Genomic DNA, 17,257 nt, shown 5'->3' with positions numbered 1-17,257 from the left:
AACTATAAAGAAACTTACGCTTCTTCGTCCGCTACAACTGGACGGTCTACAAACTGGATGTAAGCCATTGGAGCTTTATCGCCAGTACGGAAACCACATTTAATGATACTAGTGTAACCACCAGGACGAGTCGCGTAGCGAGGACCTAGTTCATTAAATAATTTTGCCACTACTGCATCATCACGAAGACGAGCAAAAGCTAGACGACGGTTAGCAACACTATCCGTTTTAGCTAGTGTAATTAATGGCTCAATTACACGACGCAATTCTTTTGCTTTAGGCACGGTAGTTTTAATAACTTCGTGCGTAGCAATAGAAATTGCCATATTACGAAACATAGCCTGACGGTGGCTGCTGTTTCGGTTAAGTTGACGTCCACTTTGACGATGGCGCATAACCTAATCCTTATTATTCGTAAATCGGTTTTAGACTAATCTTCAATTAAACTTGCTGGTGGCCAGTTTTCTAGGCGCATACCTAGTGACAGTCCACGTGAAGCAAGTACATCTTTGATTTCAGTTAGAGACTTCTTACCTAAGTTAGGTGTTTTAAGTAGCTCAACTTCAGTACGTTGTACTAGATCACCGATATAGTGAATCGACTCTGCTTTCAAACAATTAGCAGAACGAACAGTTAGTTCTAAATCATCTACTGGGCGTAAAAGAATTGGATCAAACTCAGGTTTTGCATCAACTACTGGTACTTCGTAAGTAGTGCGTAAATCAACAAATGCGTCTAATTGCTCAGCTAAAATTGTAGCTGCACGACGAATTGCTTCTTCAGGCTCTAAAGTACCATCAGTTTCCATATCGATAACAAGTTTGTCTAGATCGGTACGTTGTTCAACACGAGCTGATTCAACACTGTAAGCAATACGCTCAACAGGACTGAAAGTCGCATCTACTAATAGACGACCAATTGGACGCTCATCTTCTTCGCTATGAATACGTGATGAAGCTGGAACATAACCGCGACCTGATTCAATTTTAATACGCATGCTGATTTCAGCATTGCCCGTTAAATTACAGATCACATGTTCTGGGTTGACTATCTCTACATCACCATCATGAATGATGTCGCCTGCAGTAACAGGACCAGCGCCAGATTTAGTTAAACTAACTAAAACTTCATTTTTACCTTCAAGTTTAACAGCTAGACCTTTAAGGTTAAGAAGGATCTCTAGGATATCTTCTTGTACGCCTTCTTTGGTGCTGTACTCATGTTGTACACCATCAATCTCGACTTCTGTTACCGCTGTGCCAGGCATAGACGATAACAAAATACGACGAAGCGCATTACCTAAAGTGTGGCCAAAACCACGTTCAAGCGGCTCAAGAACCACTTTTGCTCTAGTTGTTGAAATTTGTTCGATATCAACTAATCTTGGTTTTAGAAAATCAATTACAGAACCCTGCATTTGTGCCCTCTCTTAACAGTTAACTTTACTTAGAGTAAAGTTCGATGATTAACTGTTCGTTAATCTCAGCAGATAAATCTGAACGTTCAGGTTGACGTTTAAACTCGCCTTCCATCTTCGTTGTATCAACTTCAACCCAAGCAAGGGCTTCACGTTGACCAGCGATTTCTAATGCAGCGCCAATACGTGATTGCTTTTTAGCTTTTTCACGAATTGCGATAACATCGCTAGGTTTAACGTTAAATGAAGGGATATTTACAACTTTACCGTTCACTAGAATAGCTTTATGGCTAACTAGTTGACGTGATTCAGCACGTGTTGCGCCAAAGCCCATACGGTATACAACATTGTCTAAACGACCTTCAAGAAGTTGAAGTAAGTTTTCGCCAGTGTTGCCCTGTAAACGAGCAGCTTCTTTATAGTAGTTACGGAATTGCTTTTCTAATACACCGTACATACGACGTACTTTTTGCTTTTCACGTAATTGTAAACCGTAGTCTGATAGACGTGGTTTACGCGCACCGTGTACACCTGGTGCGTTTTCGATTTTACACTTAGAATCGATCGCGCGGACACCTGATTTTAAGAATAAATCAGTTCCTTCACGACGGCTAAGCTTAAGCTTAGGACCTAAATATCTTGCCATTGTTCTTTCTCCAATTACCTTAGAAAGTTGCGATTAAACGCGACGTTTCTTTGGTGGACGACAACCATTATGTGGGATCGGTGTAACGTCAGTAATATTAGTTACACGGAAACCCGCCGCGTTTAGTGCGCGAATCGAAGATTCACGACCAGGTCCTGGTCCATTTACAAAAACTTCTACGTTTTTAAGGCCATACTCTTTTGCTGCTTCAGCAGCACGTTCAGCAGCAACCTGCGCAGCGAACGGAGTAGATTTACGAGAACCACGGAAACCAGAACCACCTGCAGTAGCCCAAGAAAGAGCATTACCTTGACGGTCTGTAATAGTTACGATTGTGTTGTTGAAAGAAGCATGGATATGTGCCATACCATCAGCAACTTGCTTTTTAACGCGCTTGCGAGCACGAGTTGGTGTTTTAGCCATGATCTCTTACCCTATTTCTTAATTGCTTTACGCGGACCTTTACGGGTACGAGCATTCGTTTTAGAACGCTGACCACGTACTGGCAAGCTGCGACGATGACGAAGTCCACGGTAACAACCAAGGTCCATTAGACGCTTGATGCTCATAGATACTTCACGACGTAAATCACCTTCAACGGCGAATTTAGCTACTTCTGTACGAAGAGCTTCGATTTGTGTTTCATCCAGATCTTTAAGCTTAGTAGATTCTGCAATGCCTGACTCTGCACAGATAATCTGTGAACGAGTCTTGCCAATGCCGAAAATAGCAGTTAATGCGATAACTGCATGCTTATGATCAGGAACGTTAATGCCAGCGATACGGGCCACTATGCACTCCTTAAAAGTTAACGATTCATTTGCGAAAAGCCCGAAAGGATGCTCTACAAATGATGATTATAAAAAATAAATTATTAGTTTATAAAACTAGTAATTTAAAATATCCAAATCTTAATTAGCCTTGGCGTTGTTTATGCTTTGGCTCTACGCAGATAACTCGCACCACACCGTGGCGTTTGATAACTTTGCAGTTACGACAGATTTTTTTAACGGATGCACGAACTTTCATTGCAACACTCCGGTTAGTAAATATTAGCCTATCGAAGGGAGAACAAGTTAAAAGTAAAACTGTCACATCCCAAGGGGTGCCGAATATAGCAAATTTTAAATAATTATTCGAGAAATACTTGACTAAAAGTGAATAAACAGTTCATCACTTTTCAATTTGAAGATAAAGGCTGTTAAGAATTATGGTACTGATACTAAGAGTAAGTTAAAAGTGTCATTTAAATAGCCCCTGTAAATAATATTGCGACTAGATTTTCCGTGCTTACATAATCATTTTTAAAATCGAATATATTATTTAAGTAATATTAAGACAGCATTGCGACAGTGTTATAATATGCAATCCTATTTTTCTTTATCATTATTTAGCTTGCTTTAATTTAATCATATTAAGGCTTCATTAGGAGTTGTTGTGGAAGTTACTTTATTGTTGTTGCAACAGCTTAGTGTTTACTTGGTGATCACGTATTTACTGAGTAAAACCCCGCTTTTTATGCCGATGCTTTTCATCTCCGGACGTAACTCTCACCGTATCGCTTGTTATTTGTTGTTCAGTACCTTTTGTATTTTAGGCACTTACTTTAGTTTGTCGATTGAAAATGCGTTGGCTAATACGCGTGCTATTGGTGCGGTAATGGGTGGCTTGATGGGCGGCCCTGTTGTTGGTCTGGCGGTAGGGTTAACCGGTGGTTTGCATCGTTATTCGATGGGTGGTTTTACCGATGTTGCTTGTATGATTTCAACAACCTGTGAAGGGTTGATTGGTGGACTGCTGCATCTTTATTATTTACGTAAAGGGTGCATAGAGAAAATTTTTAGGCCGCTGACTGCTATGGCGATCACTCTGTTTGCTGAAATAGTGCAGATGTTGATTATTCTTATTGTTGCGGAGCCTTTTGATAAAGCTTTGTTGCTGGTGCAATCGATTGCGTTACCGATGATTATTGCAAACTCAGTGGGGGCGGCTTTGTTTATGAGCATCATCCAAGATAGAAAAGCGATTTTTGAGAAGAACTATAATGCATTTTCTAATAAGGCGTTACGTATTGCGCAACTTTCAGTTGGGGTGTTCCGCAATGGTTTTGATGCTAAAAGTTGTCAGAAGATTGCTAATATTATTCACCAAGAAACGGGTGTTGGCGCAGTATCTATCACTGACAGAGAAAAGATTTTAGCCTTTATTGGTGTGGGGGATGATCATCATCTATGTGGTACGGTGATCTCATCTGACTATACTTTACAGGCGATTAAAAGTGGCGAAATGACTTATGCCGATGGCTATTCTACGGCTTACCAGTGTTCTATTCATGAAGACTGTAAGCTAGGTTCGGTATTGGTGATCCCGTTATTAGAGGCCGATGGACGTGTATTGGGTACGGTTAAGTTGTATGAGCCTAAGCAGAAGATGTTTTCGACGTTAAATCGTAGTTTGGGGGAGGGCTTGGCTAAGCTTATCTCTAATCAAATTTTATTAGGACGATATATTCAGCAAAAGAATTTATTGAATCAATCTGAGATCCGTTTGTTGCAAGCGCAGGTTAATCCTCACTTTTTGTTTAATACGTTAAATACGATCAGTGCGGTGACAAGAAAAGATCCTCAGAAAGCGCGTGAGTTAATTCAGCATTTATCGCACTTTTTTAGAAGTAATTTAAAGCAAAATATTGATCAAGTAACGGTTAAGGAAGAATTAGAGCACGTGCATGCTTATCTTGAGATTGAGCTTGCGCGTTTTGCTGACCGTTTGAGTGTGCGAGAGAATATTGCCGATGAATTGTTATCACTTAAAATTCCTACCTTTACTTTACAGCCACTGATTGAGAATGCCATTAAACATGGTACGTCGACGTTAATTGGTAAAGGGGAGTTGGATATTAATGGTTATTTGCTGGAGCAAGGTAAGGAAACGTTAGTGGTGTTGGAGGTGATTGATAATGCCGGAAACTATAAAACGCCAACTAATATGAATAGCAAAGGGTTAGGGTTACAGATTGTTGATAAACGTATCAAAAATGAATACGGACAGCGTTATGGATTAACGATGACCTGTGAAACGGGTGTATATAGTAAGGCGACTATCCTTATTCCTCTGCAAAAACGAAAGGAAGCATGATGTTAAAAGCAATTATCATTGACGATGAGCTGTATGCGCGTGAAGAGCTTAACGAGTTATTAGTTGAAACGAATCAAGTGCAAGTGATTGAGCAGTGCAGTAATGCTATTGAAGGGTTAAAGGCGATTAATTGTTTGAAACCTGATGTGGTGTTTTTGGATATCCATATGCCGCAAATTAGTGGTTTAGAGTTATTGAGCATGCTTGACCAGGAGACGATGCCGAAGGTGGTGTTTGTGACGGCCTATGATGAGTATGCGGTTAAAGCTTTTGAAGATAATGCTTTTGATTATTTGCTTAAACCGGTTGAGAGTTGCCGTTTATTAAAAACGTTAAAGCGGATCAATGCAGAAAGGTCTGAGCTGCCTAATTACGAGCCTATTATTAATAATAAGCTGGAGTTGATCCCTTGTTCGGGGTTTAATCGCATTTTGTTACTCACGCCCAATGAAATTGAAATTGCGATGTCTGAGCAAACTGGTGTACATCTGTTAACTGAAAAAGATAAGTTTACGGCGAGTTTGTCTTTGAAGGTGTTAGAAGAGAAAACTGATTTGATTCGTTGTCATCGTCAATATTTGATTAATCCAACTTGTATTCGCGAGATCAAGTTATTGGATAATGGCTCTGCGGATATTGTGACTAAGTCCGGCCATCATGCCCCTGTTAGCCGTCGTTATTTGAAAGTGATTAAAGATCGTTTTGGCTTGTTGTAAATCAACTAACCTGTGCTGCTAATTCTCTAGGAACAGCGGCAAGGATCACACTTTTGTTATGCTCCCAACCCACGTTATTGCTCGATTAGCTTGTTATTCTTTGAGTTTAAGTTAGCAGTAGAAACCACTTAATTTCGATATTAACCGTTTAAATGTGTATTTGACCACTTAAGTAATCAACTACTGTTATTTAACAGCGGAAGATTATAGTGCCAGCATCAAATTAACTCATTTAAAAGGAATTTAATCATGCTTTGGTTTCTCTTTTGTTTAGCACTGCTCATTGGCGGTTACTTTATTTACGGTAGCTTTGTTGAAAAAGTTTTTGGCGTTAAAAAACAACGTCAGACACCTGCCTATGAAAAACAAGATGGCGTAGATTATGTTGCTATGTCGACTCCTAAAGTTTACTTAGTACAACTGCTTAACATTGCCGGTGTTGGCCCAATCTTTGGTCCTATCATGGGGGCGTTATACGGTCCTGCTGCGATGTTGTGGATTGTACTAGGTTGTATCTTTGCTGGTGGCGTGCATGATTATTTCTCTGGTATGTTATCAGTGCGTAACGGCGGAGCATCGGTTCCTTCTATTACTGGTAAATACTTAGGTAACAATGCGAAACACTTTATGAATGTGTTTGCGTTGGTACTTTTACTGTTGGTTGGGGTTGTTTTTGTTTCGGCACCTGCTGGCATGTTAACTAATTTAATCAATGACCAAACGGATATGACGGTATCGTTAATGACGATGGTTGCGATTATATTTGCTTACTACGTTGTGGCGACGATTGTACCGGTTGATAAAATCATTGGTCGTTTTTACCCATTCTTTGGTGCGTTATTAATCTTTATGTCTGTTGGCTTAATTGTTGCCGTGTCAGTCTCTGCCGATCATACTTTATTAGGTGATTATGAGATGGGCCAGATGTTCACGAATATGAACCCAAATGACCTTCCATTATGGCCTGCATTGTTTATCACGATTGCTTGTGGTGCGATTTCTGGTTTCCATGCTACACAGTCTCCTTTAATGGCACGTTGTATTGAAAATGAAGAGAATGGCCGTTTTGTATTTTACGGTGCAATGATTGGTGAAGGTGTGATTGCGCTTATCTGGTGTGCACTTGCTTTATCATTCTTTGGTTCTGTTGAAGCGTTATCTGAAGTGGTTGCAACGGGTGGTCCTGGTGCTGTGGTCTACGGCGCGTCTTTTGGTTTATTAGGTGTGTTTGGTGGTATCTTAGCTTTCTTAGGTGTGGTTATTTTACCGATTACGTCTGGCGATACAGCTTTCCGTTCAAGCCGTTTAATCTTAGCTGAATACTTTAATATGGAACAAAAAACGATGCGTAATCGTTTGTTCATGGCATTACCTTTGTTCATTTTAGGTGCGATTCTAACGCAAGTAGACTTCGGTATTATCTGGCGCTACTTTGGTTTCGCTAACCAAACAACTGCTGTGATGATGTTATGGACGGCAACTGCTTACTTAGCGCGTCATAACAAGTTCCATTGGATTGCGACAGTCCCAGCGATGTTTATGACGGCTGTGGTTATTACCTTTATCTTAAACAATTCAACATTAGGTTTTGGATTGGCGATGCAAACATCAACGGTGATTGGTATTTTATCAACTGTTGCGATTACGGTTTATGTGTTAACGAAAGCGAAACGTGAGTTGTTTGTTAATGCAAAAGGTAAGGCTGTTGATGATGATGGTGTTGAAGTAGAAGTTTTAGCACAAAAGAGTTAAATCCCTCTTAACTGATGTGCTAAGCCCTCTTTAAACGAGGGCTTTTTTGTATCTGGTGTTTTATTTTAGTGTGGTTTGATACGTGTGTTTTGCGAAGCTATTTTTTTTGGTTGTGTTGGGCTGGTGGTGCTTTTTGATGAGCTCGTCTGCGCTCGTTGTGGCTGCTTGATCTTTATTAGCAGTGGTTTCGCCCTGTCGGCGACACGTCTTTCTCTTATCAGAAGAGAAAGGCGGCAAAGAGACTGACACCGAGTCGTTTTCTGATCCAAGTAATCAATCCTTTTTTAACGCACCAGCTCATACAGCACATCCATGTGCTGAATGAGCTTAAGCCAAACGTCCTGTTTGGCTTTGCTAAAAGAAATCGATGACTTGGGAAAACTTTATGGTGGGGTTGATCGTCCACAGAGAGTGATGTTTTTTTGATGACCGTATTGAACTCAATATTGGTGATCTTTCTTGATTTAAAATGAAAGACTAGTAATGAATGCTTTGAGTTATAACTCGTCTGCGCTCGTCGGGCCGATTTGATTGTTATTAACAGTAATTTCGCCCTGTCGGCGACACTACTTTCTTTTATCAGAAAAGAAAGTATGCAAAGAAACTGACACCGAGTCGTTTTCTGATCCAAGTAATCAATCCCTTTTTTAACGCAGCAGCTCATACAGCACATCCATGTGCTGAATGAGCTTAAGCCAAACGTCCTGTTTGGCTTTGTTAAAAGGAATCGATGACTTGGGAAAACTTTACGGTGGGATTGTTCGTCCACAATGGGTTATGGCTTTGTTGAGGCTACATTGAATTAAAAGTTGGTGATCTTTTTTTATTTAAAATCAAAGGCTAACAATAAGTGCTTTGAGTTATAGCGCGTCTGCGCTTGTTGTGGCCGTTTGATATTTATTAGCAGTGGTTTCGCCCTGTCGGCGACACGTCTTTCTCTTATCAGAAGAGAAAGGCGGCAAAGAGACTGACACCGAGGCGTTTTCTGTTCCAAGTAATCAATTCCTTTTTTAACGCATCAGCTCATACAGCACATCCATGTGCTGAATGAGCTTAAGCCAAACCTCCTGTTTGGCTTTGCTAAAAGGAATCGATGACTTGGTAAAACTTTACGGTGGGGTTGTCGCAGCCACGTTGATTGACCTAGTTTGTTAATTGAAATGGATTGATTAATTGATAGGCTTTTGCAAGTAACTGCATTTACATTGCTTGAGTTTGCTTTTGATGGACTCGTCTGTGCTCGGCATAGCTGGTGGTTATTTAGCTTCAGTTTGATTTAGGTTTTGTGGTTCGTCTGCGCTCGTCGGGTCGGTTTGATCTTTATTAGCAGTGGTTTCGCCCTGTCGGCGACACGTCTTTCTCTTATCAGAAGAGAAAGGCGGCAAAGAGACTGACACCGAGTCGTTTTCTTATCCAATCTAAACCGGCATTTTATACGCACCATGTCAGGATGGCCGTCCGTGGCCATTCTGACATTATCGCAAACGTCCTGTTTGCGATTGCTAAAATGTCGATTTAGCTTGGGAAAACTTTACGGTGGGGTTGTTGTAGCCACGTTGATTGGCCTAGTTTGTTAATTTAAATGGATTAATTAATTGATAAGCTTCTGTAAATAAATTGTATCGGCATTGTTTTTTGCTTTAAGTTTATTATGGAAATTTAACTCGTTTGCGGTCGTCGGGTCGGTTTGATCATTATTATCAGTGTTTTCGCCCTGTCGGCGACACGTCCTTCTCTTATCAGAAGAGAAAGGCGGCAAAGAGACTGACACCGAGTCATTTTTTGATCCAAGTAATCAATCCCTTTTTTAACGCACCAGCTCATACAGCACATCCATGTGCTGAATGAGCTTAAGCCAAACGTTCTGTTTGGCTTTGCTAAAAGCAATAGATGACTTGGGAAAACTTTACGGTGGGGATGATCGTCCACAGAGAGTGATGGCTTTGTTGTTGCTGTGTTGGATATTGAGCTGTGAGCTCACTACGGATTAATTGCCCATTAATACAAAGTATTGAAAACGCTACCATTAATCTCGTTCTATGTGCTTTGGAGTGAAGGCGTTGCGGGTTTAAGTTGGTTGTATCGTTGCAAACAAAAAGGGCTAACTGGTTTCTGCCTGTTAGCCCTTTAAGGAGTGACAATGCTATGGGATAGCAGTGTCTGAAGTCAGTATTATTCTTCGTCGTAATCGTAGTCTAATTCTTCATCATCGTCAGCTTCTAGTGCGCGTGCACGAGCTTCTTCTCTTTTTGCTAAGAATTTTTCATTTGCTGCTTCTTTAGCGGCTGCTGCTTTTTCTGCTTGTGCATTACGTTCTGAACGACGTTCTGATTTACGTGCGTTGGCTTGCTTTTGTTTTTCTAAAAAGCCAGCTAACTCAGCCGTTGCCCATTCAATGGCTAAGGCTTCAGTTGCAAAACCATCTTGTTGTTTTGAAACACTGCTTCTACGAGCACTAACACGACGGGTGATTTCTGCACTCCAGGTATTAGCGTCCTGTTTGATTGTGTAATCGAACTTTTTTTGTTGGGTCATGAGCTATTCCTAGTTTAGACTTGTGGTTATTTTAGGCGCGCGATAGTAACACAGATTAGTTACAATCATCACCGCTTATTTGTTGTTAATTTTTGCCCATTCAAATCCATCATTACTTTTTATCACTGATGGCTTTTTCACTTCTTTTGGCGCGGGTTCTTGTTGCTTTTTATCTTGTGTCGCTAAGATACTGCGTATTAGCTTAGACGTTTCAGGATGTTTACTGCAAAAGGTTTTTAAATATAAAATCTCAACACGGCTTCTCGCCCAAGGTGTTTGACGTAAAAATTTAAGGCAAGATTTTTGAGTCGGGTTATTTAAAAAGCATTTTATCCCTAATTTGTCACCCATCTCTTTCCAGGAATGTTTAGTCTGTAAATCAGTGAGTATTTGAGCTAATTTGATGCCGTATAAAGGGTCATTTGTTTGCATGTGTCATTATCTTATTTATATCGCGTGATTGAGTATGAAGCTTATAGCGTGTCAGCTTACAGCAACTTGAAATTAATGTTTACTTAAATGAAAAGATGGTGCAACTTTTAGTGCATTAGTAACGCTTTTTTAGTGCGAATTAGTTCACAATAGGGTGATGAAAACATATGATAGCGCTGAAACTGATAGCAAGAGGTAGTGATGGCTTATATTCCAAGTAATTATAAAAGTTTAGAACACGATTATCGTGATAAAGCATTAAAGTTGTTTCCCTGGGTTTGTGGGAAGTGTACTCGCGAGTTTGTGTATTCAAATCTTAAAGAGTTGACGGTACACCATATGGACCACGATCACAGTAACAATCCTGCTGATGGCAGTAACTGGGAATTGTTGTGTATTTACTGTCATGACCATGAGCACGATAAATATACTCAGGCAGATTTATACGGTAGTCATGTGGAAGCGGGCGATGAAAATGTAGCAACAGCAACTTATAACCCATTTGCTGATCTACTCTCCAAAATGAACAAATAAACGCTCACTTTATTTCAAATCATACAATGGTTATTTTTTGATTATTGTATGATTACTTTTCCCCTGAAAATTTTTTCTAGCCTCTCCTGTATCGACCTTACCCATATCTCTTTGTTATTAATCACACAAATCGTTATTTTGTATTTGAACTATTTATTGGTTTTTTTGCATATTTATTCACTCTGGCTATATATTTTATAAAATTTGGCTATTTACTTTTGTTTTTGTAGTGATATTTTGTTTCGCCTAATTAACATCTTGTTTACATAATTTGATGTAAGTATCTGATGCTATTAAATAAAATTAAGGAAAATATATGCAGGAAGTAGTAGATTTTTTGAACGGTATTATATGGAGCCCTGCGCTCATTTATTTATGTTTAGCGGCGGGATTATTTTATTCAATTCAAACTCGATTTGTGCAAGTTCGTTTCTTTAAAGAAATGTACACGCTATTGTTATCAGGAAAAACCTCTGCAAAGGGAATTTCATCTTTCCAAGCATTATCTGTTTCATTATCTGGTCGTGTTGGTACGGGTAATATTGCGGGTGTTGCAGCGGCGATTGGCTTTGGTGGCCCTGGCGCGGTGTTTTGGATGTGGGTGGTTGCTTTCTTAGGGGCTGCGACTGCATATATTGAATCAACGTTAGCGCAAATCTACAAAGAAGTAGATGACGGTCAATATCGTGGTGGTCCAGCTTATTACCTTGAAAAAGTGACGGGACAGCGCTGGTATGCAGTCATTTTTGCTATCGCAACGATCGCAGCTTGTGGTTTTCTATTACCGGGCATCCAGTCTAACAGCATCGGCAATGGTGTCGAAGTCGCATTTGGTACTGGCACGATGATTGAAACCGGTTTAGGCGTTTTCAGTGAAGCTAAAATAATGACCGGTATGGGCATTGTTTTGATGCTTGGTTTTATTATTTTTGGTGGTGTTAAACGTATCGCTAACTTTACTCAAGTTGTTGTGCCATTTATGGCATTAGCTTACGTATTAGTCGTCTTTGTTATTATTGCGTTAAACATCTCTCAATTACCTGATGTATTTATGATGATTATTGGTGATGCATTCAGCCCAATGGCGGGTGTTGGTGCAGCTATTGGTTGGGGTGTTAAACGTGGTGTTTACTCTAATGAAGCTGGTCAAGGTACGGGCCCACATGCTGCCGCTGCTGCTGAAGTTGAGCATCCTGCACAGCAAGGTTTAGTACAAGCTTTTTCTGTATACATTGATACGTTATTGGTTTGTTCAGCTACTGCATTTGTTATTTTAATTACGGGCGCTTATAACGTACATGGCATAGGCGATACGTTCTTAATACAAAATGTTTCAACGGAAATAGCCGCTAATGGCCCTGGATTTACACAATTGGCCGTTGAGCGTGTTTTACCGGGTATTGGTAAACCGTTTATTGCCTTTGCGTTGTTCTTTTTCTCTTTCACTACTATTTTGGCTTACTACTATATTGCTGAAACGAATGTGGCTTACCTTCGTCGTACATTAAAATTACCTGATTTTACTTTCCTATTAAAAGTGGCTTTAATTTCTGCAACTTTTTACGGTACGGTGAAAACGGCTAATCTTGCATGGGGTTTAGGTGATGTTGGCGTTGGTCTAATGGCATGGTTGAATATCTCAGGCCTATTAATTATCTTCTTTATGGGCAGACCTGCTATTAAAGCGTTAAAAGATTACGAGCAACAACATAAGCTACAACCAGAATCGTACACGTTTGATCCGCTGAAACTAGGTATTAAAGATGCGACTTTTTGGGAAAATAGATTTTCAAAGAACCAAAATAAGTAATCTTGATAGATTAACCTATCGAGCATAGCTAACTTAGGTTCAATCAATTGAATCGAAAAACCGCCATTTTTGTTAAATAAAATGGCGGTTTTTTATTTTCTGCATTGCGTTGATCTCTGCACCTAAGTCAGTATATTAAGCGCTAACTTTTTATTAAATAATATGACTACAGGATAACCCTCATATGACCACTAAAGCACAGCAAGTTGAATTAGAAGCAGCAGCATTTCGTCGTTTATTAGCACATTTAGATAGCCGTAAAGATGTACAAAATATTGAGTTGATGAATACGTCTGGTTTTTGTCGTAATTGTTTGTCTAAATGGATGTTAGCTGAAGCTAAAGAGCGCGATATTGAGATGACTGACGATCAAGCTCGTGAGCATATCTACGGAATGCCATACAGTGAATGGAAGGCTAATCATCAATTACCAGCGACACCTGAGCAAATGGCTAAGTTTGAAGCTTTAAACGCTAAAAAGTAGGTTTTTAAGTTAAGCCCAAAGCGGTTAACCTCTAAGGGGTTAAAAGGGTAAGGTCAAAATTAAAATCAAAAGCAAAAAGCGTTTAACCACGAAGGCACGAAGGGTGAAGAAGGTAAGATCAAAACCTTTATGAGTAATTAACAAACTCAATCTTTATACATTAATTGTCTTAGGGTTTTATCTTTTCTTCGTGTGCTCTGTGCAGCGCAGTGGCTTCGTGGTTGCTTTGGTTTTAAGATCAAAATAAAAAGCTGTTAACCACGAAGGCACGGAGGGTGAAGAAGGTAAGATTAAAACCTTTATGAGTAATTAACAAACTCAATCTTTATACATTAATTGTCTTAGGGGTTTATCTTTTCTTCGTGTGCTCTGTGCAGCGGAGCGGCTTCGTGGTTGCTTTGGTTTTAAGATCAAAATCAAAAGCTGTTAACTACGAAGGCACGAAGGGTGGAGAAGGTAAGATCAAAACCGTTATGAGTAATTAACAAACTCAATCTTTATACATTTATTGTCTTAGGGTTTTATCTTATCTTTGCTGTTTTAGCCTTTCTTCGTGCTCTCTGTTCAGCGGAGCGGCTTCGTGGTTGCTTGTGTCTTTATGGCTATATTTCGTTTTCTCGGTCTAACAGTAACTGCCACAATGCTTCGTAATTGAGCATGTTGAGGTGTTTTCTGGTCTGGTTATGGCGCAGTTTATCTTCCGTATTATTATAAGGGCCTGTTGCACACAATTCGCAATAGGCTTCACCTTTATATACCGCTGCACTTAGTTCTTGTTTTAAAGGGTGTTGCTTATTATCACTCCAGACATAAGTAATGCCTTTAGTATCTTTAACATGTTTATCTCGGTCCACATTACGCACTTTATAACCTGGGAATGCATCAATGTCGAAGTTATGCCAGCCTAAGTATTCAATATCAGTATTTCTGTGCAATGCGTTCTCGATGTTCCACTCTTTATAGGGTTTTACATCTTTAGAGGTTATGTAGCATAAACGAGCACCATTAGGATCTAAAAAATGTTCAAAAGAATGAATCAAAAACGTCCGTAATAATTGACGATTTAACGTATTGATATGTACTTCTTTACACTTTTCTTGGAATTCTTGATGCGATTTAAAAGCAGGGATAAGCGGGAATTGAAAAATAACCACATCAAAATGATGCTTTTTTAGTGTGCTCCATGAGCTTGGATCCATCACATCGAAGCCACATAAAACAGGGCATTTTTGTTGTAATAGAGTGTCATAATCATTGACCGTATATTTTGCTAATAAGATCTCGCTATCATCAAATACGGTGGCCGTTAAACTTGATGGCTGGTGGTGTGTTAATAATGAGGCAGAAAATGATAGATCACCGTCACCCACTGTTAATACGCGCCATTCTTTATTAATGATCATGTTTTATTCCTATCTGAAAAATCGCGCGCAGTATAACAAATAGAACGCTGAATACTTATTTTTTACGCTTAAATGAAACGGTTTTGGTAGTCTGAATGTCGAGGTGCATTGGTGTGGCTGAATTTACTTAGTAGTTACCTATTAGCAACGTTGTGCCATCTATTAACCGCTTTATGGTTGCGGTTGGTAAACTGAAGATATCGATTTGTGTTATTCACGGATAACCTAAAGCGATAACACTAAATCAGGCTGAATAAATGTATCTAATCAGCCTGTTTTTCGTTTCGTTGTATTATTTTGATTGTTATGCGTCAGAACTTGTTAATAGAGCATCAAACTTGTCGTTGCCACGTAAATTCTCAAAGTCATCTTCCTCGGCTGCTAATTCTCTTAGTGCGGAGCGGCCCTCTATGGCTTTTTCTAAATCGCTGATTGCTTGATCTTCAACTCCTAAACAAGCATAGGCACAGGCTCGTTGGTAAAATGCATCTTGGTTTTTATCATCCATGTCTAACACTCGGTTACAAATACTTAATGCCCAATGGAACTCTTTCATTTCCATTGCTGCATCGGCTTTAGAGGTAAGCGCTTCTAAGTCACCGGGTCTGATTTTTAAAATCGCATCATAGGCTGACATTTTTTGCTCAGGCGTTTGGCTTTTTTGAGCACGTAACCATAGATTGTGTATTTCATTTATTTTTTCAATTTCAATGTGGTTATCTGCAATGCGTAATGTTTTTCTGCGTAACTCTTTCTCTAATCGTTGAAACTTTTCTTCATAAGATTCTGCAATCATTTTAATTTGAGTATTTGCTTTCTTGGTGGTGTTAACGCGGATCTCATGTAATGATTTCCAACCAAATAATGCAACTAATGATGCGACACCAGCAATAACATAGAAGAAAAAGTTAACAGTTTGTTCTGCATAACTTAATGATTTATCAGCAACATTTAATTCTCTATCGGTAATTTCAATGGTGAGGCGACGTTCTAAATCTTGTAAATCATGTCGAGTGGCTTTTAGCTCATCAAGAATATAGCGTTCGACCAAGGCTTTTTCAGAAAAGCTAGGGGTTGCGGTATTATTGGTTTTTGATGCGACGGCAGCCAATGATTGCTCTTGTATTTCATTCACAGAGGCTTCATCTACTGATTTCACGTCCGCCCAGCTAACAGTTGAAATGATGCTGCAGAATGACAGTAACAGTGCTTTTCTTGACATGATTTCTTATTCCTTTGGATCTCTTTAAGTAATCTGAAAGTATGACCTATGTCTATATTTTTACAATAGCCAAGGGTAACATTTATCTTGAATTTACGATTAATTACGGGTTGAATAGCTAACCCATTCCTATAGTGAGAATCAACAATGCAAGAGCCTGAAAATAATCAACAAAAGTGGCTATCTGGTTTTATGAAAGAAACCTTCAAAGAGCAAAAAAGAACCCGTCGTTGGGGGATATTTTTTAAACTGTTAACTTTTACCTATTTATTTGTCGCACTTTTTTTATTTATGAACACGGGAGTGTTGGATAAAGAGAAGAAGAATCAACAACCTCATACCGCGATGGTGGTGGTGAATGGTGTTATTGCTGCTGATGAAGAAGCCAACGCTAATAATATTGCGAGTGCCTTAAGAGCGGCTTTTAAAAATGAACAATCAAAAGCGGTAATGTTAGTGATTAATAGTCCCGGCGGTAGTCCAGTGCAATCGGGTTATGTTAACGATGAAATAAAACGCTTACGTGGCATTTATCCTGATAAAAAACTATATGCTGTGATTGCTGAGTTAGGTGCGTCGGGTGGTTATTACATGGCGGTAGCAGCGGACCAAATTTATGCTGATAAATCTAGTTTAGTGGGTTCTATTGGTGTGACTGCATCGAGTTTTGGATTTGTTGACTTGATGGAGAAAGTGGGCGTTGAACGTCGTCATTATACTTCTGGTGAACATAAAGCATTTTTGGACCCTTTTTCACCGGCTAAAGCGGAGGAAGCTGAGTTCTGGCAAGGGGTGTTAGATAGTACGCATAAACAGTTTATTAAAGTAGTAGAAGAAGGCCGTGGCGACCGTTTAGTTAAGGATAATAAAGATCTTTATTCTGGTTTGATTTGGAATGGTGAACAAGCTTTAGCATTAGGGTTAATTGATGGTTTAGGTAGCCCCGGTTATGTTGCAAGAGAGGTGATTAAAGCGGAAGAGATTGTTGATTATTCATTTAAGGAATCAAAATTAGAAAGCTTTACTAAAAGCCTTGGTTTATCAATCGGTGAAGGTTTAGGAGAATTGCTTAGCACATCAAGCGGTTCGCTAACGTTAAGGTAAAGTGATTTTTAAACATAAAGCTAAAAGTGGCAAGGTTAAAATAACAAGCAATTAACCACGAAGG

17 protein-coding genes are annotated in these 17,257 nt (G+C 39.4%); 7 read left to right on the top strand and 10 right to left on the bottom strand.

Annotated elements, in window-relative coordinates; genetic code table 11:
- Window positions 1-14 precede the first annotated feature (14 nt).
- From rplQ to rpmJ, 6 genes are all read right to left on the bottom strand, one after another.
- Window positions 15-395 carry a 50S ribosomal protein L17 gene (gene rplQ, locus GQR44_RS06420; RefSeq protein ID WP_028869287.1) on the bottom strand — a complete coding sequence of 127 codons (381 nt, stop codon included), beginning with the start codon at window positions 393-395 and terminating at the stop codon, window positions 15-17.
- Between the two features lie 35 nt (window positions 396-430).
- A complete protein-coding gene (gene rpoA / locus GQR44_RS06415; RefSeq protein ID WP_025565960.1) occupies window positions 431-1,417 on the bottom strand; it encodes a DNA-directed RNA polymerase subunit alpha in 987 nt (328 codons plus the stop codon).
- Between the two features lie 25 nt (window positions 1,418-1,442).
- Entirely contained in the window at window positions 1,443-2,063 is a 621-nt protein-coding gene (gene rpsD, locus GQR44_RS06410; protein WP_028869289.1) for a 30S ribosomal protein S4, read from the bottom strand.
- Between the two features lie 33 nt (window positions 2,064-2,096).
- The gene (rpsK, locus tag GQR44_RS06405; protein ID WP_019613697.1) at window positions 2,097-2,486 is read right to left on the bottom strand and encodes a 30S ribosomal protein S11; all 390 of its coding nucleotides are present in this window, start codon (window positions 2,484-2,486) and stop codon (window positions 2,097-2,099) included.
- 11 nt (window positions 2,487-2,497) lie between these two features.
- A complete protein-coding gene (rpsM, locus tag GQR44_RS06400; RefSeq protein ID WP_028868863.1) occupies window positions 2,498-2,854 on the bottom strand; it encodes a 30S ribosomal protein S13 in 357 nt (118 codons plus the stop codon).
- A gap of 124 nt (window positions 2,855-2,978) precedes the next feature.
- A complete protein-coding gene (rpmJ, locus tag GQR44_RS06395) occupies window positions 2,979-3,092 on the bottom strand; it encodes a 50S ribosomal protein L36 (protein ID WP_011770886.1) in 114 nt (37 codons plus the stop codon).
- Window positions 3,093-3,500: 408 nt separating this feature from the next.
- On the opposite strand from rpmJ, the gene GQR44_RS06390 reads away from it, so the two are divergent.
- The 3 genes from GQR44_RS06390 (at window position 3,501) to GQR44_RS06380 (ending at window position 7,669) form a co-directional block, all read left to right on the top strand.
- Complete coding sequence (locus GQR44_RS06390; RefSeq protein WP_166370434.1) at window positions 3,501-5,201, top strand: sensor histidine kinase; 1,701 nt, start codon at window positions 3,501-3,503, stop codon at window positions 5,199-5,201.
- Window positions 5,201-5,917 carry a two-component system response regulator BtsR gene (gene btsR, locus GQR44_RS06385; protein WP_166370432.1) on the top strand — a complete coding sequence of 239 codons (717 nt, stop codon included), beginning with the start codon at window positions 5,201-5,203 and terminating at the stop codon, window positions 5,915-5,917. Before GQR44_RS06390 ends, btsR begins: the two co-directional genes overlap by 1 nt.
- Window positions 5,918-6,166: 249 nt before the next feature.
- Entirely contained in the window at window positions 6,167-7,669 is a 1,503-nt protein-coding gene (locus tag GQR44_RS06380) for a carbon starvation protein A (protein ID WP_166370430.1), read from the top strand.
- Between the two features lie 2,172 nt (window positions 7,670-9,841).
- On the opposite strand, the gene GQR44_RS06375 is transcribed toward GQR44_RS06380, so the two are convergent.
- Both GQR44_RS06375 and GQR44_RS06370 read right to left on the bottom strand, forming a co-directional pair.
- The gene (locus GQR44_RS06375) at window positions 9,842-10,204 is read right to left on the bottom strand and encodes a DUF3622 domain-containing protein (RefSeq protein WP_166370428.1); all 363 of its coding nucleotides are present in this window, start codon (window positions 10,202-10,204) and stop codon (window positions 9,842-9,844) included.
- A gap of 75 nt (window positions 10,205-10,279) precedes the next feature.
- Window positions 10,280-10,636: a VF530 family protein gene (locus tag GQR44_RS06370; RefSeq protein WP_166370426.1), complete on the bottom strand. Its 357-nt coding sequence runs from the start codon at window positions 10,634-10,636 to the stop codon at window positions 10,280-10,282.
- 201 nt (window positions 10,637-10,837) lie between these two features.
- On the opposite strand from GQR44_RS06370, the gene GQR44_RS06365 reads away from it, so the two are divergent.
- The 3 genes from GQR44_RS06365 to GQR44_RS06355 all read left to right on the top strand — a co-directional run bounded on the left by GQR44_RS06365 (window position 10,838) and on the right by GQR44_RS06355 (window position 13,464).
- Entirely contained in the window at window positions 10,838-11,170 is a 333-nt protein-coding gene (locus tag GQR44_RS06365; protein WP_166370424.1) for a YajD family HNH nuclease, read from the top strand.
- Window positions 11,171-11,486: 316 nt separating this feature from the next.
- On the top strand, window positions 11,487-12,980 hold the full coding sequence (locus GQR44_RS06360) for an alanine/glycine:cation symporter family protein (RefSeq protein ID WP_166370422.1): 1,494 nt from the start codon (window positions 11,487-11,489) through the stop codon (window positions 12,978-12,980).
- Between the two features lie 184 nt (window positions 12,981-13,164).
- Window positions 13,165-13,464 (top strand): DUF1244 domain-containing protein, encoded by a 300-nt coding sequence (locus GQR44_RS06355; protein ID WP_166370420.1) that lies wholly within the window; start codon window positions 13,165-13,167, stop codon window positions 13,462-13,464.
- 602 nt (window positions 13,465-14,066) lie between these two features.
- Here the strand turns inward: GQR44_RS06355 and GQR44_RS06350 are convergent.
- Together GQR44_RS06350 and GQR44_RS06345 are read right to left on the bottom strand one after the other, a co-directional pair.
- The gene (locus tag GQR44_RS06350) at window positions 14,067-14,867 is read right to left on the bottom strand and encodes a class I SAM-dependent methyltransferase (protein ID WP_166370418.1); all 801 of its coding nucleotides are present in this window, start codon (window positions 14,865-14,867) and stop codon (window positions 14,067-14,069) included.
- Window positions 14,868-15,171: 304 nt separating this feature from the next.
- A complete protein-coding gene (locus GQR44_RS06345; protein WP_166370416.1) occupies window positions 15,172-16,089 on the bottom strand; it encodes a hypothetical protein in 918 nt (305 codons plus the stop codon).
- Between the two features lie 147 nt (window positions 16,090-16,236).
- Here GQR44_RS06345 and GQR44_RS06340 point away from each other — a divergent pair, with 147 nt between their 5' ends.
- Window positions 16,237-17,193, top strand: a complete 957-nt coding sequence (locus GQR44_RS06340) for a S49 family peptidase (protein WP_166370414.1) — start codon at window positions 16,237-16,239, stop codon at window positions 17,191-17,193.
- Window positions 17,194-17,257: the final 64 nt, after the last annotated feature.

It is taken from the genome of Psychromonas sp. SA13A, assembly GCF_011378715.1.
Taxonomy (GTDB): domain Bacteria; phylum Pseudomonadota; class Gammaproteobacteria; order Enterobacterales; family Psychromonadaceae; genus Psychromonas.
This window is presented reverse-complemented; position numbering and strand designations above follow the sequence as displayed.

Bases quoted from the DNA above. Each gene is read 5' to 3' on its own strand.
- rplQ (WP_028869287.1), bottom strand. From the start codon at position 395: ATGCGCCATCGTCAAAGTGGACGTCAACTTAACCGAAACAGCAGCCAC.
- rpoA (WP_025565960.1), bottom strand. From the start codon at position 1,417: ATGCAGGGTTCTGTAATTGATTTTCTAAAACCAAGATTAGTTGATATC.
- rpsD (WP_028869289.1), bottom strand. From the start codon at position 2,063: ATGGCAAGATATTTAGGTCCTAAGCTTAAGCTTAGCCGTCGTGAAGGA.
- rpsK (WP_019613697.1), bottom strand. From the start codon at position 2,486: ATGGCTAAAACACCAACTCGTGCTCGCAAGCGCGTTAAAAAGCAAGTT.
- rpmJ (WP_011770886.1), bottom strand. From the start codon at position 3,092: ATGAAAGTTCGTGCATCCGTTAAAAAAATCTGTCGTAACTGCAAAGTT.
- btsR (WP_166370432.1), top strand. From the start codon at position 5,201: ATGTTAAAAGCAATTATCATTGACGATGAGCTGTATGCGCGTGAAGAG.
- GQR44_RS06380 (WP_166370430.1), top strand. From the start codon at position 6,167: ATGCTTTGGTTTCTCTTTTGTTTAGCACTGCTCATTGGCGGTTACTTT.
- GQR44_RS06375 (WP_166370428.1), bottom strand. From the start codon at position 10,204: ATGACCCAACAAAAAAAGTTCGATTACACAATCAAACAGGACGCTAAT.
- GQR44_RS06370 (WP_166370426.1), bottom strand. From the start codon at position 10,636: ATGCAAACAAATGACCCTTTATACGGCATCAAATTAGCTCAAATACTC.
- GQR44_RS06365 (WP_166370424.1), top strand. From the start codon at position 10,838: ATGGCTTATATTCCAAGTAATTATAAAAGTTTAGAACACGATTATCGT.
- GQR44_RS06360 (WP_166370422.1), top strand. From the start codon at position 11,487: ATGCAGGAAGTAGTAGATTTTTTGAACGGTATTATATGGAGCCCTGCG.
- GQR44_RS06355 (WP_166370420.1), top strand. From the start codon at position 13,165: ATGACCACTAAAGCACAGCAAGTTGAATTAGAAGCAGCAGCATTTCGT.
- GQR44_RS06350 (WP_166370418.1), bottom strand. From the start codon at position 14,867: ATGATCATTAATAAAGAATGGCGCGTATTAACAGTGGGTGACGGTGAT.
- GQR44_RS06345 (WP_166370416.1), bottom strand. From the start codon at position 16,089: ATGTCAAGAAAAGCACTGTTACTGTCATTCTGCAGCATCATTTCAACT.
- GQR44_RS06340 (WP_166370414.1), top strand. From the start codon at position 16,237: ATGCAAGAGCCTGAAAATAATCAACAAAAGTGGCTATCTGGTTTTATG.